A 22,516-nucleotide genomic window follows, 5' to 3' on the forward strand; every position below is an offset into this window, starting at 1 on the left:
AGGCCGCCGTCGGTGTCGGTGATGGCCTGGGTCTGGTGGGTGCCGTCGAGGGCGGGGCCGTAGATGCCGGGGTGGGAGACGCCCTGGGTGTCGAGGGTGTTGCCGCCGTAGCGGCCGTGGTCGGACTCGACGCGGCCGATGGCGGCGATGAGGGCCCAGTCGATGTGGCAGGACTTGTCGGCGTCGTTGATGACCTGTTCGGCGCGCTGATAGGCGGCCAGCGCAGCGGTGGGGATGCCGTTGGTGGAGGCGGCGGCGACGATCTTGGCGCCGTCAGCGGCGGAGAGGCCGAGGCCGACCTGGCCGGGGGCGGTGAAGCTGGCGGGGTCCTCGAGGGACTCGATGGGGACCTGGGTGCCGTCGGGGAGGCGGGTGTCGCTCGCGGTGGTGATGGTGCCGACGCCGGCNCGGTGCAGACATGCTGTGCTTCTCCCGAAGTCGAGTGAGTGTCGCCCGGTCCCTCCCCGGTCGGCCCCTCACAGGCTGTGGCGCAGGTTACCTCGCCACTGAGGAAACGTGCGATCCACGCAAGTATGACGCGCACGTAACAGATTTTTTCCTGAGAATCCGGAATCGACACACGGGCGGCGTTCGCGGGGGCTTCCGGCGTCAGCGAGAATGGCGCGGTGACCAGCCCCTCCAGCCTGCAGACCGACGCCTCGGCGGCCCTCTTCGACCGGGCCCGTGCCGTGACCCCGGGCGGTGTGAACTCACCCGTGCGCGCGTTCAACGCGGTCGGCGGCACCCCGCGCTTCATCCGCTCGGCCAAGGGCGCCTGGCTCACCGACGTCGACGGCAACGAGTACGTCGACCTGATCTGCTCCTGGGGCCCCATGCTCCTCGGCCACGCGCACCCCGAGGTGCAGGCCGCGGTCGCCGAGGCGGTCGCGCGCGGCACGTCGTACGGCACCCCGACCGTGCCGGAGGTCGAGCTCGCGGAGGAGATCGTCGCGCGCACGGCGGTCGAGAAGGTCCGCTTCGTCTCCTCGGGCACCGAGGCCACGATGTCGGCGATCCGCCTCGCGCGCGGGTTCACCGGTCGCGAGATCGTGATCAAGTTCGCGGGCTGCTACCACGGCCACGTCGACGCCCTGCTGGCCTCCGCCGGCTCCGGCCTCGCCACGCTCGCCGTCCCGGGCACGCCGGGCGTGCCGGCCTCGAGCGCGGGTCTGACCATCGTGCTGCCCTACAACGACAAGGTCGCGGTGGCCGCGGCGTTCGCGGAGTTCGGTGACCGCGTCGCCTGCCTCATCACCGAGGCTGCGCCCGGCAACATGGGCGTCGTCCCGCCGGCGCCGGGCTTCAACGCCTTCCTCGCGCAGATCTGCCGCGAGAACGGCGCGCTCTTCATCTCCGACGAGGTGATGACCGGCTTCCGCGCGAGCCGCCAGGGCCAGTGGGGCCTGGACGGCGCGGTCGAGGGCTGGGTGCCCGACCTGACCACCTTCGGCAAGGTCATGGGCGGCGGCTTCCCGGCTGCTGCGTTCGGTGGCCGCGCCGACGTGATGGCACACCTGAGCCCCGAGGGGCCCGTCTACCAGGCCGGCACGCTGGCCGGTAACCCCGTCGCGACGACCGCGGGCCTCACCACGCTGCGCCTCGCGACCGACGAGGTCTACGACCACATCTCCGCCGCCGGCGAGACGATCAAGTCGGCCGTGGCCGACGCCCTCGCGAAGGAGGGCGTCCCGCACGTCATCCAGGCGACCGGCACGATGTTCTCGGTCTTCTTCAAGGACGCCGCGGTGAGCAACTTCGCGGAGGCCTCCGAGCAGGACCTGCCGGCGTACACCGCGTTCTTCCACGCGATGCTCGACCAGGGCGTCTACCTCCCGCCGTCGGCGTACGAGGCATGGTTCCTCTCGTCGGCCCACGACGACCGGGCGATCCAGCAGGTGCTGGACGCCCTCCCGGCCGCGGCGTCCGCCGCTGCCGCTGCCAGCGCGACCGAGAAGGCCCACGCATGAGCGACAAGACCACCGTCCACCTGATGCGGCACGGCGAGGTCCACAACCCCGAGGGCATCCTCTACGGACGTCGCTCGGGCTACCACCTCTCCGCGCGTGGCCAGCAGATGGCAGAGGTCGTCGCCGAGGCGATCAAGGACCGCGACATCACGCACCTGCGGGTCTCCCCGCTGGAGCGCGCGCAGGAGACCGCGGCCCCGCTCGCGAAGCTCACCGGCCTCGAGATCGTCACCGACGACCGCGTCATCGAGTCGACCAACCACTTTGAGGGCAAGCGGTTCGCCAAGGGCGACAACGCGCTGCGCGACCCCCGCCTGTGGCTCAAGCTCTACAACCCGCTCAAGCCCTCCTGGGGTGAGCCGTACGCCGAGATCGCCGCGCGCATGATGGCCGCCGTCCACGACGCCCGGGAGGCCGCGCGGGGCCACGAGGCCGTGATCGTGTCGCACCAGCTGCCGATCTGGACCACCCGCATGCACGTCGAGAAGCGCTCGATGCTCCACGACCCGCGCAAGCGCCAGTGCACGCTCTGCTCGCTGACCTCGCTCAACTTCACCGGCGACCAGCTCACCTCGGTCACCTACTCCGAGCCGGCCGGCCACCTGATCCCGGCGGGCGACAAGAACGCGCCGTTCTCGGCCGGAGACGCCCCCGAGGACCTGCGGCCTTGATCCGTCGCTCCGTCGCGGCTGGTGCCGCTCTCGTCGCTGTGCTCTCCCTGGGGGCGTGCAGCGCCCTCGGGTCGACCAGCAACAACTCGACCGCCACCGGCGACGGCACCGTCACGACGATCGCGGCGAAGCACCGCGCCAAGCCGGTCGCCTTCACCGGCACCACGCTCGACGGCAAGCGGCTCGACATCGCCGACTACCGCGGCAAGGTCGTCGTCCTCAACATCTGGGGTGCGTGGTGCGCGCCGTGCCGCGAGGAGGCCCCGGAGATGGTGAAGGTCGCCCGCGAGCTGCCGGCGAGCGAGGTCGCCTTCGTCGGCATCGACGTGCGCGAGACCTCGAAGGCCAACGCCGAGGCGTTCATCCGGTCCTACGACATCCCGTGGCCCTCGATCGACGACCAGGGCGGGGCCACGCTGCTCGCGCTGCGCGGCGTCGTGCCCCCGACGGTGACGCCGTCCACGCTCGTGCTCGACCCGAAGGGCCGCGTCGCCGCGCGCATCCTCGGTCCGGTGCCGAGCGCGATCACGCTCAAGGACCTCGTCGAGGACGCCGCGTCGTGACCCACTTCTTCCAGGACACCGTGCTCAGCGGGTCGCTCCTCCTGGCGCTGCCCGTCGCGCTGCTCGCCGGCCTGATCTCGTTCTTCTCGCCGTGCTGCCTGCCGCTGCTGCCGGGCTACCTCTCCTACGCCACCGGCCTGTCCGGCGCGGAGATCGCCTCCGGCGGTGACGTACGCCGGGGCCGGATGCTGCTCGGCTCGCTGCTCTTCGTGCTGGGCTTCACGGCGGTCTTCGTGCCGCTCGGCATGGCTGCGGGCGCGCTGGGTGAGGTCGGCACGCAGCTCAACGTGCACCGCCGCACCCTGATGGTCGTGCTCGGCGTCGTCGTGATCGTGCTCGGCCTCTTCTTCGCCGGCCTGCTGCGGGTGCCCTTCCTGGAGCGCACCGTCCGGATCCACCGGCTGCCGGCCGTCGGCCTGGCTGCGGCTCCGCTCGTCGGGCTCCTCTTCGGCCTGGGCTGGACGCCCTGCATCGGCCCGACCCTGGGCGCGATCGTGACGATCGGCGCGAGTGACGCCAGCGCCTCGCGGGGCGCCGTCCTCGCCGGCGTCTTCGCGCTCGGGCTCGGCCTGCCGTTCCTGCTCGCGGGCCTGGCCTACGAGCGTGCGACCCGGGCGTTCGGCTGGCTCCAGCGCCGCCAGATGCTGCTGATGCGCCTCGGCGGCCTGATGCTCGTCGCGGTCGGCCTGGCCATGGTCACCGGCTGGTGGGACTGGGCGATCCAGGGCCTCCAGATCCGGCTGATCGAGCAGTTCGGCACGGGGGCGGCGTGATGAGCTCCGTCCGCGAGAAGCCGCAGGGACCCGCCCAGGGCAACGAGCGCCTGCCCGGCGAGCTCACCCTGCGCGAGCTGCTGCGCTGGACCTGGCGCCAGCTCACCTCCATGCGCACCGCCCTGGTGCTGCTCTTCCTGCTCGCCCTCGCGGCGATCCCCGGCTCGGTCATCCCGCAGACATCGGTCGACGACTTCGCGGTCAAGCAGTGGAAGGCCGACCACACCCGGCTCGGCCCGATCTACGCGAAGCTCGGCATGTTCGAGGTCTTCTCCTCGCCGTGGTTCTCCGCGATCTACCTCCTGCTCGCGGTGTCGCTCGTCGGCTGCATCCTGCCGCGCACGCGCGTCTACTGGCGGGCCCTGCGCGCGGCTCCGCCCACCGCGCCGCGCAACCTGACCCGCCTGCCCGACTCCGCGGCGTTCGCGACGGAGGAGGCGCCCGAGGTCGTGCTTGACCGGGCGCGCGCGCTGCTGCGCAAGAAGCGCTACCGCGTCGTTGCCGGTGGTGACGCCGTCGCGGCCGAGCGGGGCTACCTGCGCGAGGCGGGCAACCTGCTCTTCCACATCGCCGTGCTGGTCGTGCTCGCGGGCTTCGCCATCGGCTCGCTGTGGGGTTACAAGGGCGGCGTGATCATCGCGGAGGGCAGCCAGTTCTCCAACACCCCCACGCAGTACGACGACTTCACGCCGGGCAAGCTGACCAAGGCGAGCGAGCTCGACCCGTTCCGGCTGCAGCTGGACCGCTTCGACATCCAGTGGCTCTTCGACGGCCCCCGCAAGGGCATGGCGCGCAAGTTCGTCGCCGGCCTCACCTGGTGGGATTCCGACGGCACGAAGCGCACCGACGACCTCAAGGTCAACCACCCGCTCTCCATCGGCGGCACCGACGTCTTCCTGATCGGCCACGGCTACGCCCCGGTGCTCACCGTGCGCGACGCGGAGGGCAACGTCGCCTACAGCGGGCCCACGCCGTTCCTCCCGCAGGAGCAGCGCAACTTCACGTCGTTCGGTGTCGTGAAGGTGCCTGATGCGAAGCCGAAGCAGATCGGGCTCCAGGGCCTCTTCCTGCCGACGTACAACGGCGACCCGCTCAACTCGGCGATGGGCAAGGACCTCAACCCGCTCATCACCATGCAGGCGTACGTCGGCGACCTGGGCATCAACGGGGGAGTCCCGCAGTCGATCTACTCGCTCGACACCTCGAAGATGAAGCTGCTCGCCAAGCCGGGCGGGAAGATGTTCCGCGTCGACCTGAAGCCCGGCCAGTCGGTCGACCTGCCCGGCGGCAACGGCTCGGTGACCTTCGAGGGCGTGAAGCCGTGGGTGCGGCTCGAGATCGCCAAGAAGCCCGGCACGTGGCTCGCGCTCAGCGGCGCGATCATGGCGCTGCTCGGCCTCTGCGGCTCGCTCTACGTCCGGCCGCGCCGCCTGTGGGTGCGCGCGGTGCGCTCTGCCGACGGCGAGACGCTCGTCGAGGTCGCCGGGCTCGACCGGTCGGCGCGCAGCGACCTCACCGACGACCTGACCGCCTTCGTGGCCGCACTCCAGGGCGCGGCCACCACCGACATCACCACGAACGGGAGTGCCGGCGCTGCTGGCGCTGCCGGCGTACAGGAGGACCAGTGACCGACCAGCAGTGGGACACGCTCAGCATCCAGGCGGTCAGCGCGGCGGGTGTCGTCTACTTCCTCGCCCTGCTGGCCTACTCGGCCCAGTGGGCGGCCCGCCGTGGCGCGGTCGAGGGGGAGGGGTCCGCGCGGGCGGAGGTCTTCGCCCGCTTCGCCTTCCTGCTCACCGTCGTCGCCGGCGGCGTGCACCTGCTGGCACTGGTGGCGCGTGGCTTCGCCGCCGACCCGAACCGGGTGCCGTGGGGCAACATGTACGAGTTCACGCTCACCGCGACCTTCGTCGTCACGCTGGTGACCGTGCTCTTCTTCCGCCGCTGGAACCTCGCCTTCCTCGGTCCGTGGGCGGTCGGCCTGGTGATGGTCGTGCTCATGCTCGACGTGGTCTGGCTCTACGAGCCGATCGCGCCGCTGACCGAGGCACTGTCCTCGCCGTGGCTGGTCATCCACGTCATCGCGGCGATCACCGCGACCGGTGTCTTCACCCTCGGCGGCCTGGTCTCGATCCTCTACCTGCTGCGCGAGTCGGGCCGGCTGTCGTCGCTGCCCGCGGCCGACGTGCTCGACCGGATCTCCTACCGGCTGCACGCCTTCGCCTTCCCGATCTGGACCTTCGCCGTGCTGATCGCCGGCCCGATCTGGGCGCACCAGGCCTGGTCGCGCTACTGGGGCTGGGACCCGAAGGAGGTCTGGGCCTTCATCACCTGGGTCGTCTACGCGGCGTACCTCCACGCGCGGGCGACAGCGGGCTGGAAGGGTCGCGCCGCGGCGATCGTGGCTCTGGTGGGCCTGGGCACGCTGTGGTTCAACTTCATCGGCATCAACTTCTTCTTCGGTGGCGGGCTGCACTCGTACGCCAAGCCGTAGGTCTCGCGGGTCTGCGGGTCTGCGGGTCCGCGGGGTCGCGGGGTCCGGCCAGAGGCCGGGCACCGGCCTCCCTGGTTCGGCCTTGCCCGCGGCGTTGCCTGTCGTTGCGCACCCAGCGCGGGAGGCAAGGCCTCAACGCTCGGCCGGTACCCGGCCTCCGGCCGGACCCACGGTGCCGGCCCGTTGTCCTCTGCCTCGTCCGGCGACCCGCAGGTGCGAAGGGACCCGCCGACGGACCTCTCTCGCGGCTGCCAATCAGGTGCCTGTGCACCTGATTGGACCCTGCGAGCGCCGTTCGCGGGTCGATTCAGGTGCCAGTGCACCAAACTCGCCCGCGCGCGGGCGGGAGTCGCGCGGGCCGGAGTCGGGCGTCAGGCCGTCTGCGTGAGCGGTACGTCGGGGCGTACGACGAGCTGCTCGAGCGCGATCTCGAACGCGGTGCTGGCGATGCCGGTGGGCTGCGGCGACCGCGCGTGGCACCCGGCGAGGGCGTCGCGGATCGTGCCGGAGACGTCGCCGAAGATCGCCTGGTCGGTGACGGGGCTGGTGCCGTCCATGAGCATCGCGAAGGTGCGGGCCATGCCGCAGTTGGCGATGAAGTCGGGAATGACGGCGACGTGCCTGTCGGCGTACTCGTAGGTGGGGCCGTAGAAGATCTCGTCGTCGGCGAAGGGCACGTTGGCGCCGCACGAGACGACCTCGAGCCCGCCGGTGACGAGCGCGTCGACCTGCGGGCGCGTGACCAGGCGCGACGCGGCGCAGGGCAGGAAGATCGCGGCGCCCATCGACCAGATCCGCGCGTCGACCTCCGCGAAGGGGAGCAGGTCAGGAGCCACGAGCTCGTTGCCACGACGCCCTGCGTAGAGCTCCGCCACGCGTGAAGGCGACAGCCCGTCAGGGTCGAGCAGGCCCCCCGCGCGGTCGATGATGCCGACGACGCGGGCGCCCATCTGCGCGAGGTAGTACGCCGCGGTGGCGCCGACGGTGCCCCACCCCTGGACGATCGCCGGCTTGCCCACGAGGTCGCCGCCGTACAGGTCGTAGTAGTGGCGCACTGCCTCGGCGACGCCCCAGCCGGTGACCAGGTCCGCGACGGTCGGCACCCCATGAGGCCCCGCAGGCGGGGCGAAGGCCGGGTCGGTGACCTCCTTGGCGACGCCGGAGCGCAGGTGGCCGACGCGCTGGATCCGCTCGAAGCCCTCGGCATGGAAGTGCCCGGTGACGATGCCCTCCTGCGGGTGCCACAGGCCGTTGGCCTCGGTCATCGGCACCACTTCTGACGCCTCGTCGACGTTGAGGTCGCCGCCGGTGCCGTAGTAGGCCTTGAGAAGGGGAGCCGCCGCGGCGAACCAGCGGCGCAGCACGCCCTCCTTGCGCGGGTCGGAGGGGTCGAAGGCGATGCCGCTCTTGGCCCCGCCGATCGGGGGTCCGGCGACGGTGAACTTCACCTCCATCGTCTTCGCCAGCGACTCGACCTCGCGGCGGTTGAGGCCGGGGCGCATGCGCGTGCCACCGCCGGCCGCGCCGCCGCGCAGGGAGTTGATGACCATCCAGCCGGTGGCCTCGGTCTCGGGGTCGTGCCACTCGAAGACGACCTCGGGAGGGGTGTGCTCGAAGCGGGCCAGCAGGTCCTTCATGCGCTCACCGTGCGCGTTGCGTCGTACGACGTGCAACATCCGCCCAGCAACATGGGCGTGGAGCCAACTTCCAGCCGGACAAACCAAGCGACCGCTAGTCAGGATGACTAGCCCACGGCCTGCCTCACGCCTGTCGCGGATACCTCGGCGCCCGCGACGGCTTCGCCTCGACGGTCTGCAGCAACGGGAGCGCCCGCGGCTTCACGATGCTGGACAGGACGACGATGCTGCTCGACCTCGCGACGTAGCGGGAGCGGGCGATCTGGATCAGCGTCTCCTGCAGGCCCTCGTGGGACGAGGCGGCGACCCGGCAGAGGATGTCGTTCTCGCCGGTGGTCGCCCAGGCTTCGATGACGCCGGGGATCGCGGCGAGCTCCTCGGCCACGGAGTCGAGCTCGCCCTGGGCGATGTGGAGCTGCACGAAGCACTGGACGCCGAAACCCGCCGCGGCGACGTCGATCTGCGGCTGCCAGCCGGCGATGACCCCTGCCTCCTCGAGCTTCTTCAGCCGGGCCTGCACGGTCGCGCGGGCGACCTTGATCCGCCGCGACGTCTCGAGCACGCCGATCTGCGGCGCCTCGTGGAGCGAGGTGAGCAGGGCCAGGTCGATCTCGTCGAGCTCGATGCTCTGCTTCATTGAACCGCTCCTTGGTGTGCACCTTGACTAGTCGATCGCCCTCCATCGTGGCCCAAAGTCGCACGATGACCAACAAGAACTGGTGCTGTTGCCGAGCCCGATGCGCGGGAGTTTGATCGAGGAGACCCGGGTCACAGTCCTCGAAGGAGCCAGCATGTCCCCGCACGACGTCCTCACCGAAGCGGAGCAGCGCGCCGGCCTCGACCTGGAGCAGCTGCGCCAGCTCGTCGGCCTCGTGGAGTACGACGAGACGCAGGACCCGTTCCCGATCACCGGCTGGGACGCGATCGTCTTCGTCGTCGGCAACGCCACCCAGGCCTCGGCGTACTTCCAGAACGTGTGGGGCATGGAGCTCGAGGCGTACGCCGGCCCGGAGACCGGGGCGCGCGACCGCAAGGCCTACGTGCTCCGGTCGGGGTCGATCCGCTTCGTGCTGCAGGGCGCGGTGTCGCCGGACAGCCCGCTGATCGCGCACCACGCACGGCACGGCGACGGCGTCGTCGACATCGCACTCGAGGTGCCCGACGTCGACCGCTGCATCCGCCAGGCGGAGTCCGCCGGTGCCACGGTCCTCGAGCCGCCCCACGACCTCACCGACGAGCAGGGGACGGTCCGCGTCGCGGCCATCGCGGCGTACGGCGAGACCCGGCACACGCTGGTGCAGCGCGAGGTCGGTGGCCGGCGCTATGCGGGGGCCTACCTGCCCGGCTTCGTGCCCGCGACGGGGGTGCCGCGCGAGGGGAAGCGCCTCTTCCAGGCACTCGACCACATCGTCGGCAACGTCGAGCTCGGGCGGATGGACGAGTGGGTCGGCTTCTACAACCGGGTGATGGGCTTCGTGAACATGGCGGAGTTCATCGGCGACGACATCGCCACCGACTACTCCGCGCTGATGTCGAAGGTCGTGGCGAGCGGCAACCACCGCGTGAAGTTCCCGCTCAACGAGCCGGCCGCGGGCAAGCGGAAGTCGCAGATCGACGAGTACCTCGAGTTCTACGGCGGCCCCGGCGCGCAGCACCTGGCGCTGGCCACCGGCGACATCCTGCACACCGTCGACGTCCTGCGCAGCAGGGGCGTGGAGTTCCTCGACACCCCCGACGCCTACTACGACGACCCCGAGCTGCGTGCCCGGATCGGTGAGGTGCGGGTGCCGGTCGAGGAGCTGAAGGAGCGCGGGATCCTCGTCGACCGCGACGAGGACGGCTACCTGCTGCAGATCTTCACCAAGCCGCTCGGCGACCGGCCGACGGTCTTCTTCGAGCTGATCGAGCGCCACGGCTCGCTCGGCTTCGGCAAGGGCAACTTCAAGGCGCTCTTCGAGTCGATCGAGCGCGAGCAGGAGCGACGGGGGAACCTCTGATGCCCCACTACCGGTCCGTCGGCCACGTCCCGCCGAAGCGCCACACCCAGCACCGCCTCGCCGAAGGCGGAGAGCTGCTCTTCGAGGAGCTGATGGGCGAGGAGGGCTTCTCGTCGGACTCCTCGCTGCTCTACCACCGCTTCCTTCCCTCGGCCGTCTCCGCGTCGCGCATCTGGGAGCTCCCCGACCAGGGCCTCACGCCCAATCACCCGCTCCTGCCGCGCCACCTCTCGACCCACGCGCTCTCCTTCGCGCCCGCCACCGATGCCGTCACCGGACGCCGCCTCCTGCTCGGCAACGCCGACGTCCGCATCTCGTACGTCGTGGCCGACGCCGCGTCGCCGCTCTACCGCAACGGCATCGGCGACGAGTGCCTCTTCGTCGAGGACGGCGAGGGCCTGCTCGAGACGGTCTTCGGCGACCTCGAGTTCGGCCCGGGCGACTACCTGGTCGTCCCGCGCGCGACGACCCACCGGATCGTGCCGCGCGGTCCGGTGCGGATCTACGCCATCGAGGGCAACAGCCACATCACCCCGCCGAAGCGCTACCTGAGCCGGTTCGGGCAGCTGCTCGAGCACGCGCCGTACTGCGAGAGGGACCTGCGTGGCCCGGCCGGCCTCGGTCTCATCGACCAGCGCGCGCACACCTCCGAAGGCGAGGTGGAGGTCTACATCAAGCACCGGGTCAACGGACTGCCGAACGGCATCGGGGGCACCATCCACACGCTGCCGCACCACCCCTTCGACGTGGTGGGGTGGGACGGCTGCCTCTACCCGTTCGCGTTCAACGTCGCGGACTTCATGCCGATCACCGGCAAGGTCCACCAGCCGCCACCGGTGCACCAGGTCTTCGAGGGCCTGAACTTCGTGATCTGCAACTTCGTGCCGCGCAAGGTCGACTACCACCCGCTCTCGATCCCGGTGCCGTACTACCACTCCAACGTCGACTCCGACGAGGTGATGTTCTACGTCGCCGGCGACTACGAGGCGCGCAAGGGCAGCGGCATCGCGCAGGGCTCGATCACCCTCCACCCGGGCGGTCACCCGCACGGCCCGCAGCCGGGAGCCTACGAGCGCTCGATCGGCGCGGAGTTCTTCGACGAGCTCGCGGTCATGGTCGACACCTTCCGGCCGCTCGACCTCGGGGAGGCGGGCCGCGAGGTCGACGACGGCATCTACGCCGCGTCGTGGTCGCGCGGCGATCGCCGGTCGGAGGGAGCGGTCGCAGGGGAGGGCGCCGGATGAGCCTCCCGCTGGATCTCCTGCGTGGCCTGTTCGACGACGCCGCGATCTTCCCGCCCGGCAACGTGCCGCTGGCCCGGGCTGTGACGGAGCACGCCGCCCACCTCCGCAGCCCGTACGCCGACGCGGTCGGCCCGCTCGTCGTCCGTGCCTCCGACCTGCCCCGCGTGGGTGATGTCGCGGTCGGGGTGGTGATCGGTCTCGACGAGGCCCACGCGGCCGTCTCCGCCGCGGGCGATCGCCTGCGGGCGCTCGAGGTGGCGCTGCCCGCGCGGGCCGAGGCGGCCGAGGTGCGGTCGCTGGCGTCGTACGGCGTCGACGTCTACGTCGAGGTGCCGCGCGACGACCGGCGTACGGCTGTGGTCGCGGAGCTGGCGGCGACCGGGCTGCGCGCGAAGCTGCGGACCGGCGGCCTCGAGGAGGACCTCTTCCCGACGATCCCCGAGCTCGCTGCCGTGATCGCGGCCGTGGTGGAGGCGGGCGTGCCGTTCAAGGCGACCGCCGGGCTCCACCACGCGGTCCGGCACACGGATCCGCTGACCGGCTTCGAGCACCACGGCTTCCTCAACCTGCTCCTCGCGGCGGCGCGCGCCCAGGCCGGCCGCTCCCTCGCCGACGTCGCCGCGGCCCTTGCGTCGCGCGACGACGGGGCGGTGGCGCGGGCCGCGCTCGTGCTGCCGCCGGAGGTGCGCGAGGCGTTCCGCTCGTTCGGCACCTGCTCGATCCGTGAGCCGCTCGACGACCTTGCCCACCTCGACCTGCTCCCTGCCACGTGGAAGACCCGGAAGGACGGCGCCGCATGAGGCTCGACGTCAGCGCCGACGACCCGTTCGGCCTCCACAACCTGCCGTACGGCGTCTACCGGGCCGCCGGTGCCGACCCGCGGGTGGCGACGCGCTTCGGTGAGCACGTCGTCGACCTGGCGCTGCTGCTCGGCGACGACACCTTCGCGCCCGGGTCGCTCAACGCGTTCATGGCGCAGGGACCCGCGCGGTGGGCATCCGTGCGGGCGCAGGTCGTCGACGCGCTGACCGGTGACGTCGACCCCTCCGCGGTGCACGCGCTCGACGAGGTGACGCTGGAGCTGCCGTTCGAGGTCGCGGACTACGTCGACTTCTATGCCTCGGAGCACCACGCCACCAACCTCGGCCGGCTCTTCCGGCCCGACGGCGACGCCCTGACGCCCAACTGGAAGCACCTGCCGATCGGCTACCACGGTCGCTCCGCCTCGATCGTCGTCTCGGGCACCGACGTGGTGCGGCCGTGCGGCCAGCGGCTGCCTCCGGGGGAGGCGGTGCCGGTCTTCGGGCCGTCGGTCCGCCTCGACCTCGAGTGCGAGCTGGGCTTCGTGGTCGGCATCGGCAGCCCGCTGGGGGAGCCGATCCCGGTGGACCGGGCTGGCGAGCACCTCTTCGGCGTCGTGCTCTTCAACGACTGGTCTGCGCGCGACATCCAGGCCTGGGAGTACGTCCCCCTCGGGCCGTTCCTCGGCAAGTCGTTCGCCTCGACGGTCTCCCCGTGGGTGGTGCCCATGGCCGCGCTCGAGGGCGCACGCGTGCCGGTCCCGGCGCAGGATCCCGAGCCGCTGCCTTACCTGGCGATGGAGCAGCCGTGGGGGCTCGACATCACGCTCGAGGTGGTCATCAACGGCGAGGTCGTCAGCCGCCCGCCGTACGCCGCGACGTACTGGTCGCCGGCCCAGATGCTCGCCCACCTGACCGTCAACGGCGCCCCGACGCGCACCGGCGACCTCTTCGCGAGCGGCACCGTCTCCGGCCCCGAGCCGGGCCAGCAGGGCTCGCTGATCGAGCTGACCCGCGGTGGTGCGGAGCCGATCGCGCTCGGGGGTGAGAAGCGCGGCTTCCTGGAGGACGGCGACGAGGTCGTCCTGCGGGGCGAGGCGCGACTGGCCGACGGACGGCGGATCGGATTCGGCGAGGCCGCGGGGCGCGTCCTGCCGGCGCGCAGCCTGCCGGCACACGGGGAGGAGCACTGATGGACAAGGTGGTCACGAGCGCAGCCGAGGCGGTCGCCGACATCCCGTCCGGCGCGACGCTCGCCGTGGGCGGCTTCGGACTCTGCGGCATTCCGGCCGTGCTGGTCCAGGCGCTGCTCGACGCCGGCACCGACGACCTCGAGGTGGTCAGCAACAACGCGGGCGTCGACGACTGGGGCCTCGGGCTCCTGCTCGCCGCCGGCCGGCTGCGGCGCATCGTGGCGTCGTACGTCGGGGAGAACCGTGAGTTCGCCCGCCGCTACCTGGCCGGCGAGCTGGAGGTGGAGCTGACGCCGCAGGGCACGCTCGCTGAGCGGCTCCGCGCGGGCGGCAGCGGCATCGCGGCGTTCTACACGCCGGCGGGCGTCGGCACCCTCGTCGCCGACGGCGGCCTGCCCTGGAAGTACGACGCGAACGGCGCCGTGGAGATCAGCAGCCCGCCCAAGCCCAGGCAGGTCTTCGGGGAGAAGGAGTACGTGCTCGAGGAGGCACTCGTCGCGGACTTCTCGCTCGTGCGGGCCTGGCGGGGCGACCGCCACGGCAACCTCGTCTTCCGCGAGGCCGCGCGCAACTTCAACCCGCTCGCCGCGATGTCGGGGCGGGTCTGCATCGCGGAGGTCGAGGAACTGCTCGAGCCCGGCGAGATCGACCCCAACCAGGTGCACCTGCCGGGCGTCTACGTGCACCGCGTCGTGCCGCTGACGCCCGAGCAGGCGGCCGACAAGCGGATCGAGAAGCGCACCACCCTCGTCGGAGGACAGATCAGCGGGCAGGCCCGCGGGCAGGCCGACGGAGGTGGACGTCGTGTGGACGCGTGAGCAGATGGCGGCGCGAGCGGCAGCGGAGCTGCGCGACGGCGACTACGTCAACCTCGGCATCGGGCTGCCGACGCTGGTGCCGAACTTCGTGCCCGACGAGGTCGAGATCGTCCTCCAGGCGGAGAACGGCATCCTCGGCGTCGGCCCCTACCCGGCCGAGGAGCGCGTCGACGCCGACCTGATCAACGCCGGCAAGGAGACCGTGACCGTACGCCGCGGGGCGGCGTTCTTCGACTCGGCGATGAGCTTCGGGATGATCCGCGCCGGCAAGGTCGACGTCGCGATCCTCGGGGCCATGCAGGTCGCGGAGACCGGCGACATCGCCAACTGGCTGATCCCCGGCAAGATGGTGAAGGGGATGGGCGGCGCGATGGACCTGGTCCACGGCGCCAGCCGCGTGATCGTGCTGATGGAGCACGTGGCTCGCGACGGCGGCTTCAAGATCGTCCGCGCCTGCTCGCTGCCGCTGACCGGTCGCGGGGTGGTCAGGCGGATCATCACCGACCTCGGCGTCATCGACGTCGAGCCCGACGGCCTCGTGCTGGTCGAGCTGGCCCCCGGGGTCACCGAGGAGCAGATCCGGGCGGCCACCGAGCCGTCCCTCGCCGTACGCCGGGTCGAGCCCGGTGCGCAGGCGGCTGTTGAGGACGAGGAGAAGGCCCATGTTTGAGGAGGCGCAGCTCTACTCGCCGGTGACCACCGACGAGGACGGCAACGTGACCGTGCACCTGGTCGAGGGGCACCCGGGTGAGAACGACGAGGAGTACCGCCGCCGGCGCAACGAGATCGCCGCGGCGTCGCTGGCCTGGCACCCCGGGCAGCCGGTGCCGCACATCGACTACACCGAGACCGAGCACGAGGTCTGGCGGACCGTCTGCGAGCACCTCGGGCCGCTCCACGAGCGCCTGGCCTGCCGGCAGTTCAACGACGCGGTGGCCGCGCTCGACCTGCCGCGCGACCGGGTGCCGCAGCTGGCGGAGGTCACCGCAGGATTGCAGCCGCTGACCGGCTTCTCCTACGTGCCGGCGCCGGGGATCGTGCCGCTCGAGGAGTTCTACGGGTCGCTGAAGGACGGGCTCTTCCACTCGACGCAGTACCTGCGCCACCACGCGGCGCCGCTCTACACGCCCGAGCCGGACATCCTCCACGAGGTGATGGGCCACGGGAACCTGCTCGCCGACCCGCAGGTCGCCGAGGTGAATCGCCTGGCCGGAGCCGCCGCCCGGCGCGTGACGACGCCGGAGGCGCTGCAGGTGGTGGCCGACGTCTTCTGGTTCACCGTGGAGTTCGGGGTGCTGCGGGAGAGCGGTGACCTGAAGGCCTACGGCGCCGGCATCCTGTCGTCGTACGGCGAGATCGAGGAGTTCGGCTCGATGGAGATCCGGCCGATCGACTTCGCGACGATGGCGACGATCGACTACGACATCACGCACTACCAGCCCGTGCTCTTCGCGGCCGAGTCGTTCGACCACATGGTCGACGCGGTGGGCGGCTTCTTCGCCTCGTGCGACGACGAGACCCCCGCGCGCCTCGGCGTACGGGCGAAGGCGTGAGGTCAGGGGTCGTCGCGCTTGGGCGGCTTGCGCCGGTTGAGCTGGCGGAGGAACTCCGGGTCGTCGTCGGGGCCGATAGGGCGCCGGGGCTGCGGGCGGCGCGGACGCGACGGGCGCTTGATCCCGTTGAGCTGGCGGTCGACCAGCATGACGCAGCCGTAGACGGCCAGCGCGATGATCACGACCACGAGCAGGAACTTGAGCACCTCTCCAATGTAGACCGGCCTCGAAGCATCCGCAGGCAGACGCCTACGCTGTGCTCCGTGAAGGCCTTCGTCGTGTACACCCTGCTCCGTGCGGTCCTCTTCCTCGCTGCCTGGATCCTCATCCTCGGGGTCTGGAAGCTGATCGACGGCGGCGCGGTCACGGGCGCCAACCTCTTCTGGGCGGCCATCGGTGCGCTGATCGTCTCCGGCGTCGCGTCGTACTTCGTGCTCAGCGGACCGCGCGACGCGCTCGCCCGCCGGGTCGAGGAGCGCGCGTCGAAGGCGGTCTCGAAGGTCGACGAGCTGCGCACCAAGGAGGACTGATGTCGCGGGCGTGGGTGGCCGAGGCCGTACGCCGGGTCGAGGCCGACGCGAACCGCTCCGCCGACACGCACCTCCACGTCTTCCCGCTGCCCCCGTCCTGGGGCATCGACCTCTACCTCAAGGACGAGTCGGTCCACCCGACAGGCTCGCTCAAGCACCGCCTGGCGCGCTCGCTGGTCCTCTACGGCCTCGCCAACGGCTGGATCACCCCCGACACCCCGCTGGTGGACGCCTCGTCCGGCTCGACCGCGGTCTCCGAGGCCTACTTCGCCCGGCTGCTCGGCCTGCCCTTCGTCGCGGTCATGCCGCGCTCCACGTCGGTGGAGAAGGTCGAGCTGATCGAGTTCTACGGCGGGCGCTGCCACTTCGTCGACTCGGCCTCGGATGTCTATGACGTCGCGCGCTCGTTGGCGGACGAGTGCGGCGGGCACTACCTCGACCAGTTCACGTACGCCGAGCGCGCGACCGACTGGCGCGGCAACAACAACATCGCCGAATCGGTCCTCTCGCAGCTCTCGCTCGAACGGCACCCGGTGCCCGCCTGGGTCGTCGTCGGCGCCGGCACCGGAGGCACCTCGGCCACCATCGGCCGCTACCTGCGTTACCGCCAGCTCGACACGAAGCTCTGCGTCGTGGATCCGGAGGGCTCGGCCTTCTTCTCGTCCTGGCAGAGCGGCGACCGGTCGGTGACCGCCTGCGGCTCCCGCATCGAGGGCATCGGCAGGCCCCGCGTCGAGCCGTCCTTCGTGCCCGGCGTCGTCGACCACATGCTCCAGGTGCCGGATGCGGCCTCGGTCGCCGCGATGCGCTGGTGCTCCGCCGTCACGGGCCGTCTCGTGGGCGCCTCCACCGGCACGTCGCTGTGGGGCGCGCTGCAGCTGATCGCTTCGATGCGGGACGCGGGTGAGGTGGGCTCGGTCGTCACGCTGATCTGCGACGGCGGCGAGCGCTACGCCCACACGTACTACTCCGACGACTGGCTCGCCGCCCAGGCCATCGACCCCACGCCGTACACCGCGGAGCTGGAGGCCCTGCTGTCCTCCTGACGGTTCGCCGTCGCCTCGCGCGCCGGCGTGACAGGCTGCGGGAGGGAGTCAGGCGAGCAGCAGGCCGACGAAGACGCCGACGCCCAGCAACAGCTCCGCGACGCCCGTCGACTGCAGCACCGGGATCAGGCCGGGGCCGGTCGCCCCGGACGTCACGACCTTCACGCCCTTGGCCGCGGGCAGCAGGAAGACCAGCCCGAGCAGCGCCCACCAGCTGGTGATCGCGGCCAGGCCGATCAGCGTGGCCAGGGCGAGCGCGACGAGCGCGGCGTAGAACCCGCGCGTCCGGTGGTCCCCGAGGCGTACGGCGAGGGTCATCTTCCCTGCGACCGTGTCCGTCGGGATGTCGCGCAGGTTGTTGGCGACGAGGATCGCGCAGGCCAGCGCACCGATCGCGGTGCCGGCGAGGAGCGCGGGGAGGAGCCAGGCGTTGCCGGTCGGCAGGCACGCGTAGGCGCTCATCTGGTCGACACCGCGCAGGCAGTCGATCGTGCGTGCCGAGTGGATCGGCTCGTACGCGAACCAGCCGAAGTCCGCGTCTCCGTGACCTCGACGCATGTGCCCCCAGGCGTGGAAGACCTGCACGTACGCCGTGCCGACGGTGGCGACGAGGCCGAAGAAGACGAAGACCATGACCTCGCCGAGGCCGAGGTAGCCGTAGGGCTTCGAACCACCGGTGTAGAACCACGCCGCGACGACGCAGACCAGGCCGACGAGCACGAGCCACCACGCGGTGGTGACCGCGAGGACGACGCCCGCGATGCCGGCGACGCCGAAGGCGATCAGCATCGCCCGCTTCACCGCTGCGGGAGTGGCCGCGCGCGAGCCGACGAGCCGCATCGGCCCGACGCGTACGTCGTCCGTGCCACGGATGCCGTCGGAGTAGTCGTTGGCGTAGTTGACCGCGACCTGGAGGGCCAGCGAGACGACCAGCGCGAGGGCGGCCTTCCACCAGACCGGCTCGAAGAACCAGGCGGCCACGCCGGTGCCGGCGAGGACGGGGGCGACGGCGGCGGGAAGCGTGCGCGGACGGGCGCCGGCGATCCATTCAGCGGGGGTGGCCATGGGAGGTGATTCAAGCAGGCGGACGGACCATGTCGATGTGCGGGATCCCGGCTTCGTCGTAGATCTCGCCGACCGGCTCGAACCCGTGGCGTCCGTAGAACCCGCGCAGGTGGTTCTGCGCGCCCAGCATGATCGGCTGGCCGGGCCAGAGCTCCTCGCACGCGACGACCCCGCGGCGTACGAGCTCGGTGCCGGTGCCACCGCGGGCGTCGCTCGCCACGACGACACGGCCGATGTGCGAGGCGCCGTGGTGGTCGGGCTCGAGCAGGCGGGCGTAGGCGAGCAGGGCGTCGCCGTTCCAGCCGAAGAGGTGCCGGGTCTCGCCGGTGAGGTCGACGCCGTCGATCTCGAGGGCGGCGGGGACCTGCTGCTCGTCGACGAAGACGATGCCGCGGAGGCGGAGCATCTCGTAGGTCTGCCGGGCCGTCAGGTCGCGGTGGTGCACGAGCTCCCAGGTGAGGTCCATGGCGCCAGTATCCGGGGCGTGCCCGGTGTACGCAGGCGGCGGTAGGTTCGGCGCATGTCCTCGACGGAGCCCCTGCGCCTGACCGGTGACGCGCACACCGACATCCGCGAGCTGCGCCACTGGCTCGTAGCGGAGGACGACCGGCGCCTCCTCATCGAGACCTCCGGCTCCAGCGGTACGCCGAAGGGCGTGCTGCTCTCGCGCTCTGCCGTGCTCGCGTCGGCCGGTGCCTCCGCCCGCGCGATCGGGCACGGGCAGTGGGTGCTCGCGCTGCCCTCGAACTACGTCGCCGGTGTCAACGTGATCACGCGCTCGCTCCTCGCCGGCCACGACCCGGTGGTCGCGGAGGGGCTGCACTGGAAGCCCGGCGCCCGCTACATCAGCCTGGTGTCCACGCAGCTGCGACGGCTCGTCGACGACCCCGACGTCGGCTCCGAGCTGCACGAGATGGACACGGTGCTCGTCGGCGGCGGCCCCGTCGACCGCAAGGCCGTCGACGTGGTGGCGGGCTGGGGTCCGGACGTGGTCGCCACCTACGGCTCGAGCGAGACCTGCGGCGGCTGCGTCTACGACGGTCACCCGCTGCCGGGCGTGGAGGTCGCGCTGACCGATGACGGCCGGATCAAGCTCCGCGGCCCGATGCTCTTCGACGGCTACCTCGACGACCCGGAGCTGACCGCTGCGACGCTGGTCGACGGCTGGTACCTCACCTCCGACCTCGGCGCGCTGGCCGACGACGGGCGGCTCACCGTGCTCGGCCGCGTCGACGACATGGTGATCAGCGGGGGAGTGAAGGTGCCCGGCCCGGTCGTCGCGCGCCGCCTCGCCGAGCACACCGCGATCGCGGCTGCCGAGGTCGTCGGCGTCAGTGACCCCGAGTGGGGCCAGGCGGTCGTCGCCGTCGTCGCGACACCCGGGCTCGCCTCGATGCCGGCCATGCGACTGGAGGAGGCGCGCGACTGGGTCGCGTCGCTCCACCCGCGCACGTGGGCACCGCGCCGGCTGGTCGTCGTCGAGGAGCTTCCGCTGCTGGCCAACGGCAAGGTCGACCGCCAGGCGGTCCGTGCCCTCGCCGAGGCTGCGTCGTGACGCTCGAGACCCACGTCTTCTCGATCCCGATGCGCACCCGCTTCCGCGGGATCACCGTGCGCGAGGGAGTGCTTCTCCACGACCCCGCCACGGGTGGCTGGGGCGAGTGGTCACCCTTCCTCGAGTACGACGACGAGCTCGCGCGCCCCTGGCTGGAGTGCGCGCTCGAGGCACTCGCCGGCGACTGGCCCGCGCCGGTGCGGGACTCCGTGCCGGTCAACGTGACCGTGCCGGCCGTCGACCCGCAACGGGCGCACGCGATCGTCACCGCCGGCGGCTGCCGGACCGCCAAGGTGAAGGTCGCCGAGCCCGGCCAGACGCTCGCCGACGACGAGGCCCGGCTCGAGGCCGTGCGCGACGCGCTCGGCCCCTCCGGCCTGGTCCGCATCGACGCGAACGGGGGCTGGGACGTCGACACCGCCGTCCGTGCGCTGTCGGTGCTCGATCGTGCCGCCGGCGGCCTGGAGTACGCCGAGCAGCCGGTCATGACGGTCGAGGAGCTGGCCACGGTGCGGCGCCGGGCCAGTGTGCTGATCGCGGCGGACGAGTCGATCCGCCGCGCCGCCGACCCCTATCGGGTGCGCGACCTCCAGGCGGCGGACATCGCCGTGCTCAAGGTGCAGCCGCTCGGTGGCGTGAGGGCCTGCCTGCGCATCGCGGAGGAGATCGGCCTGCCGGTCGTCGTGTCCAGTGCACTGGAGACCTCCTTCGGGATCGCGGCCGGGGTCGCGCTCGCGGCCGCTCTGCCGGAGCTGCCCCACGCCTGTGGTCTGGCGACAGTCCAGCTGCTCACCGACGACGTCGCCGCCGAGCCGCTGCTGCCCGTGGACGGCGCGCTGCCCGTGCGCCCTGTGCACGCGGACCGGGCTGCGCTCGACCGCCTCGCCGCCCCAGCCGATCGCGTCGAGCACTGGCAGCAGCGCCTGGCGCGCGTGCAGCAGGACCTCGTCCGTGCGGGACGTGACGTCGCCGGCGTACGGCAGGATCAGCGCCTGTGAACGCCTCCACCGTGCTGGCCCGGGCCGTCGTCCAGGCGCTCATCGACGCCGGCGTCACCGAGCTCGTGCTGGCGCCCGGGAGCCGCAACGCCCCGCTCGCGTTCGCGGCGTACGACGCGGACCGGCAAGGGCTGCTCCGCCTGCACACGCGCATCGACGAGCGGACCGCCGGCTTCCTCGCGCTCGGGCTGACCAAGTCGGGTCGCCGGGCCGCAGTCGCGTGCACGAGCGGCACCGCCGTCGCCAACCTCTTCCCCGCGGTCATGGAGGCTGCGCATGTCGGCCTGCCGCTGATCGTCGTCACGGCCGACCGCCCCGCGAGCCTCCGCGGCACGGGTGCCAGCCAGACCACCGACCAGGTGATGATCTTCGGCGAGTTCGCCTCCTTCCTCGACCTCGACGAGTGGCCGTCGCCGGGCCTCCTCGGGAACGTCGCCGCCGCGGGCGGCCCGCTGCACCTCAACGTGCAGTTCGAGCTGCCGCTGACGCCGGAGGGCGAGCAGGCGCCTTTCTCGGCTCCGGTGCCCGAGAAGGGCCGCTGCCAGACCCACGACATCAGCGACCGCGAGGCAGCGGCGCCCCTGCCCCTCGGCCCCCGCACGGTCGTGGTCGCCGGCGACGACGCGGGGGCCCGCGCGCGCCAGGTCGCGGAGGCAGGTGGCTGGCCGCTCTTCGCCGAGCCCACGTCGGGCTCGCGCACCGGCGACCACGCGCTGCGCACCTACCGCCTGCTGCTCGACTCCGACCTCGGCCGCCAGATCGAGCGTGTGATCGTGCTCGGCCACCCCACGCTCAGCCGCCCGGTCACCCGGCTCCTGAGCCGCGAGGACGTCGAGGTCGTCGCGGTCGCGCACGCCGGCATCTGGAGCGAGCGCCCCTTCCCGGTCGCCGCGACGCACCAGGCCGTCTGGGTCGAGGACGGCACCCCCGACCCGGCCTGGCTCGGCGCCTGGCGCGAGCTCGACCGCGCCACCAGTCGCCAGCTCGATCGCCTGCTCCACGAGCAGCCCGAGCTCACCCCACACGAGGTCGCCGGTGCCGTCAGCGCGGCGGTCCCCTCCGGGGGCCTCCTCGTCGTCGGTGCCTCCAGCCCGATCCGCGACCTCGACCTGATGGCCCGCCCGACCCCGGTCGGCTCCCGCCGCAAGGTGATCGCCAACCGCGGCCTCGCCGGCATCGACGGCACCATCTCGACCGCCATCGGCGCGGCCCTGGCCCGCCAGCAGCGCGACCCCGACGCCCGCACCATCGCGCTGATGGGCGACGTCACCTTCCTCCACGACGCCGGCGGCCTCGTCCTCGGCCCCGCCGAGCCGCGCCCGGACCTCACGATCGTGGTGGTCAACGACGACGGCGGCTCGATCTTCACGATGCTCGAGCAGGGCGCGCCGGCGTACGCCGAGCAGTACGACCGCCTCTTCGGCACCCCGCACGGCGTCGACCTCGCCAGCCTCTGCGCGAGCACCCGCACCCCGCACTGGAAGGTCGACAGCCTGCCCGAGCTCCAGCAGGCGCTCGCCAGCCCCAACGGCGGCATCGAGGTCGTCGAGGTCCGCGTACGCCGCGACAACCGGCGCGAGCTCGACGCCGCCATCCGCGGACTGGCCTGATC

23 protein-coding genes are annotated in these 22,516 nt (G+C 72.0%); 18 read left to right on the forward strand and 5 right to left on the reverse strand.

The features are described 5' to 3' along the window. Window positions 1-626: 626 nt before the first annotated feature. From hemL to ccsB, 6 genes are read left to right on the forward strand one after another with little or no spacing between them, the layout of a single operon-like run. A complete protein-coding gene (hemL, locus tag IEX47_RS17345) occupies window positions 627-1,967 on the forward strand; it encodes a glutamate-1-semialdehyde 2,1-aminomutase (RefSeq protein ID WP_188785365.1) in 1,341 nt (446 codons plus the stop codon). Beyond that, on the forward strand, window positions 1,964-2,638 hold the full coding sequence (locus IEX47_RS17350; protein WP_188785367.1) for a histidine phosphatase family protein: 675 nt from the start codon (window positions 1,964-1,966) through the stop codon (window positions 2,636-2,638). The genes hemL and IEX47_RS17350 overlap by 4 nt, the downstream gene beginning before the upstream one ends. Next, window positions 2,635-3,201: a TlpA disulfide reductase family protein gene (locus IEX47_RS17355; protein ID WP_188785369.1), complete on the forward strand. Its 567-nt coding sequence runs from the start codon at window positions 2,635-2,637 to the stop codon at window positions 3,199-3,201. The genes IEX47_RS17350 and IEX47_RS17355 overlap by 4 nt, the downstream gene beginning before the upstream one ends. Continuing rightward, window positions 3,198-3,974 (forward strand): cytochrome c biogenesis CcdA family protein, encoded by a 777-nt coding sequence (locus IEX47_RS17360; RefSeq protein ID WP_188785371.1) that lies wholly within the window; start codon window positions 3,198-3,200, stop codon window positions 3,972-3,974. Before IEX47_RS17355 ends, IEX47_RS17360 begins: the two co-directional genes overlap by 4 nt. Beyond that, window positions 3,974-5,602 carry a cytochrome c biogenesis protein ResB gene (resB, locus tag IEX47_RS17365; RefSeq protein WP_188785373.1) on the forward strand — a complete coding sequence of 543 codons (1,629 nt, stop codon included), beginning with the start codon at window positions 3,974-3,976 and terminating at the stop codon, window positions 5,600-5,602. Before IEX47_RS17360 ends, resB begins: the two co-directional genes overlap by 1 nt. Beyond that, window positions 5,599-6,468 carry a c-type cytochrome biogenesis protein CcsB gene (gene ccsB, locus IEX47_RS17370; RefSeq protein ID WP_188785375.1) on the forward strand — a complete coding sequence of 290 codons (870 nt, stop codon included), beginning with the start codon at window positions 5,599-5,601 and terminating at the stop codon, window positions 6,466-6,468. The genes resB and ccsB overlap by 4 nt, the downstream gene beginning before the upstream one ends. A gap of 371 nt (window positions 6,469-6,839) precedes the next feature. Here ccsB and IEX47_RS17375 read toward each other — a convergent pair whose 3' ends face one another. Together IEX47_RS17375 and IEX47_RS17380 are read right to left on the reverse strand one after the other, a co-directional pair. Next, a complete protein-coding gene (locus IEX47_RS17375) occupies window positions 6,840-8,105 on the reverse strand; it encodes a Glu/Leu/Phe/Val dehydrogenase dimerization domain-containing protein (RefSeq protein WP_188785377.1) in 1,266 nt (421 codons plus the stop codon). A gap of 124 nt (window positions 8,106-8,229) precedes the next feature. Further along, window positions 8,230-8,742 carry an Lrp/AsnC family transcriptional regulator gene (locus tag IEX47_RS17380; protein WP_188785379.1) on the reverse strand — a complete coding sequence of 171 codons (513 nt, stop codon included), beginning with the start codon at window positions 8,740-8,742 and terminating at the stop codon, window positions 8,230-8,232. A 154-nt stretch (window positions 8,743-8,896) separates the two neighbouring features. On the opposite strand from IEX47_RS17380, the gene hppD reads away from it, so the two are divergent. From hppD to IEX47_RS17415, 7 genes are read left to right on the forward strand one after another with little or no spacing between them, the layout of a single operon-like run. Next, entirely contained in the window at window positions 8,897-10,102 is a 1,206-nt protein-coding gene (hppD, locus tag IEX47_RS17385) for a 4-hydroxyphenylpyruvate dioxygenase (protein WP_188785381.1), read from the forward strand. Next, window positions 10,102-11,346, forward strand: coding sequence for a homogentisate 1,2-dioxygenase (locus tag IEX47_RS17390; protein ID WP_188785383.1), 1,245 nt, complete (start codon window positions 10,102-10,104; stop codon window positions 11,344-11,346). The genes hppD and IEX47_RS17390 overlap by 1 nt, the downstream gene beginning before the upstream one ends. Then, window positions 11,343-12,146 (forward strand): hypothetical protein, encoded by an 804-nt coding sequence (locus IEX47_RS17395; RefSeq protein WP_188785386.1) that lies wholly within the window; start codon window positions 11,343-11,345, stop codon window positions 12,144-12,146. Before IEX47_RS17390 ends, IEX47_RS17395 begins: the two co-directional genes overlap by 4 nt. After that, complete coding sequence (gene fahA, locus IEX47_RS17400; RefSeq protein WP_188785388.1) at window positions 12,143-13,339, forward strand: fumarylacetoacetase; 1,197 nt, start codon at window positions 12,143-12,145, stop codon at window positions 13,337-13,339. The genes IEX47_RS17395 and fahA overlap by 4 nt, the downstream gene beginning before the upstream one ends. Further along, window positions 13,339-14,157: a CoA transferase subunit A gene (locus IEX47_RS17405; protein ID WP_188785390.1), complete on the forward strand. Its 819-nt coding sequence runs from the start codon at window positions 13,339-13,341 to the stop codon at window positions 14,155-14,157. The genes fahA and IEX47_RS17405 overlap by 1 nt, the downstream gene beginning before the upstream one ends. 4 nt (window positions 14,158-14,161) lie before the next feature. Beyond that, window positions 14,162-14,827, forward strand: coding sequence for a 3-oxoacid CoA-transferase subunit B (locus tag IEX47_RS17410; RefSeq protein WP_188785418.1), 666 nt, complete (start codon window positions 14,162-14,164; stop codon window positions 14,825-14,827). Further along, on the forward strand, window positions 14,820-15,710 hold the full coding sequence (locus tag IEX47_RS17415) for a phenylalanine 4-monooxygenase (protein ID WP_188785392.1): 891 nt from the start codon (window positions 14,820-14,822) through the stop codon (window positions 15,708-15,710). Before IEX47_RS17410 ends, IEX47_RS17415 begins: the two co-directional genes overlap by 8 nt. A 2-nt stretch (window positions 15,711-15,712) precedes the next feature. On the opposite strand, the gene IEX47_RS17420 is transcribed toward IEX47_RS17415, so the two are convergent. After that, a complete protein-coding gene (locus IEX47_RS17420; RefSeq protein WP_188785422.1) occupies window positions 15,713-15,916 on the reverse strand; it encodes a hypothetical protein in 204 nt (67 codons plus the stop codon). 57 nt (window positions 15,917-15,973) lie between these two features. Here IEX47_RS17420 and IEX47_RS17425 point away from each other — a divergent pair, with 57 nt between their 5' ends. Further along, complete coding sequence (locus tag IEX47_RS17425) at window positions 15,974-16,240, forward strand: DUF4229 domain-containing protein (protein ID WP_188785393.1); 267 nt, start codon at window positions 15,974-15,976, stop codon at window positions 16,238-16,240. Further along, a complete protein-coding gene (gene cds1, locus IEX47_RS17430) occupies window positions 16,240-17,286 on the forward strand; it encodes an L-cysteine desulfhydrase Cds1 (protein WP_188785395.1) in 1,047 nt (348 codons plus the stop codon). Before IEX47_RS17425 ends, cds1 begins: the two co-directional genes overlap by 1 nt. Window positions 17,287-17,334: 48 nt before the next feature. Here cds1 and IEX47_RS17435 read toward each other — a convergent pair whose 3' ends face one another. Both IEX47_RS17435 and IEX47_RS17440 read right to left on the reverse strand, forming a co-directional pair. Then, window positions 17,335-18,351 carry a 1,4-dihydroxy-2-naphthoate polyprenyltransferase gene (locus IEX47_RS17435; RefSeq protein ID WP_188785397.1) on the reverse strand — a complete coding sequence of 339 codons (1,017 nt, stop codon included), beginning with the start codon at window positions 18,349-18,351 and terminating at the stop codon, window positions 17,335-17,337. A 10-nt stretch (window positions 18,352-18,361) separates the two neighbouring features. Further along, a complete protein-coding gene (locus tag IEX47_RS17440) occupies window positions 18,362-18,817 on the reverse strand; it encodes a GNAT family N-acetyltransferase (protein ID WP_188785399.1) in 456 nt (151 codons plus the stop codon). Between the two features lie 54 nt (window positions 18,818-18,871). Between IEX47_RS17440 and IEX47_RS17445 the strand changes: the two genes are divergently transcribed. Genes IEX47_RS17445 through menD form a run of 3 tightly spaced genes read left to right on the forward strand, consistent with a single transcriptional unit; the run spans window position 18,872 to window position 22,514 of the window. Then, window positions 18,872-19,906, forward strand: a complete 1,035-nt coding sequence (locus IEX47_RS17445; RefSeq protein WP_188785401.1) for an AMP-binding protein — start codon at window positions 18,872-18,874, stop codon at window positions 19,904-19,906. 29 nt (window positions 19,907-19,935) lie between these two features. After that, window positions 19,936-20,904, forward strand: a complete 969-nt coding sequence (locus tag IEX47_RS17450; RefSeq protein ID WP_188785420.1) for an o-succinylbenzoate synthase — start codon at window positions 19,936-19,938, stop codon at window positions 20,902-20,904. Further along, window positions 20,901-22,514, forward strand: coding sequence for a 2-succinyl-5-enolpyruvyl-6-hydroxy-3-cyclohexene-1-carboxylic-acid synthase (menD, locus tag IEX47_RS17455; protein ID WP_188785403.1), 1,614 nt, complete (start codon window positions 20,901-20,903; stop codon window positions 22,512-22,514). The genes IEX47_RS17450 and menD overlap by 4 nt, the downstream gene beginning before the upstream one ends. The last annotated feature ends 2 nt before the right edge of the window (window positions 22,515-22,516 follow it).

The organism is Nocardioides phosphati (assembly GCF_014646375.1).
Taxonomy (GTDB): domain Bacteria; phylum Actinomycetota; class Actinomycetes; order Propionibacteriales; family Nocardioidaceae; genus Nocardioides; species Nocardioides phosphati.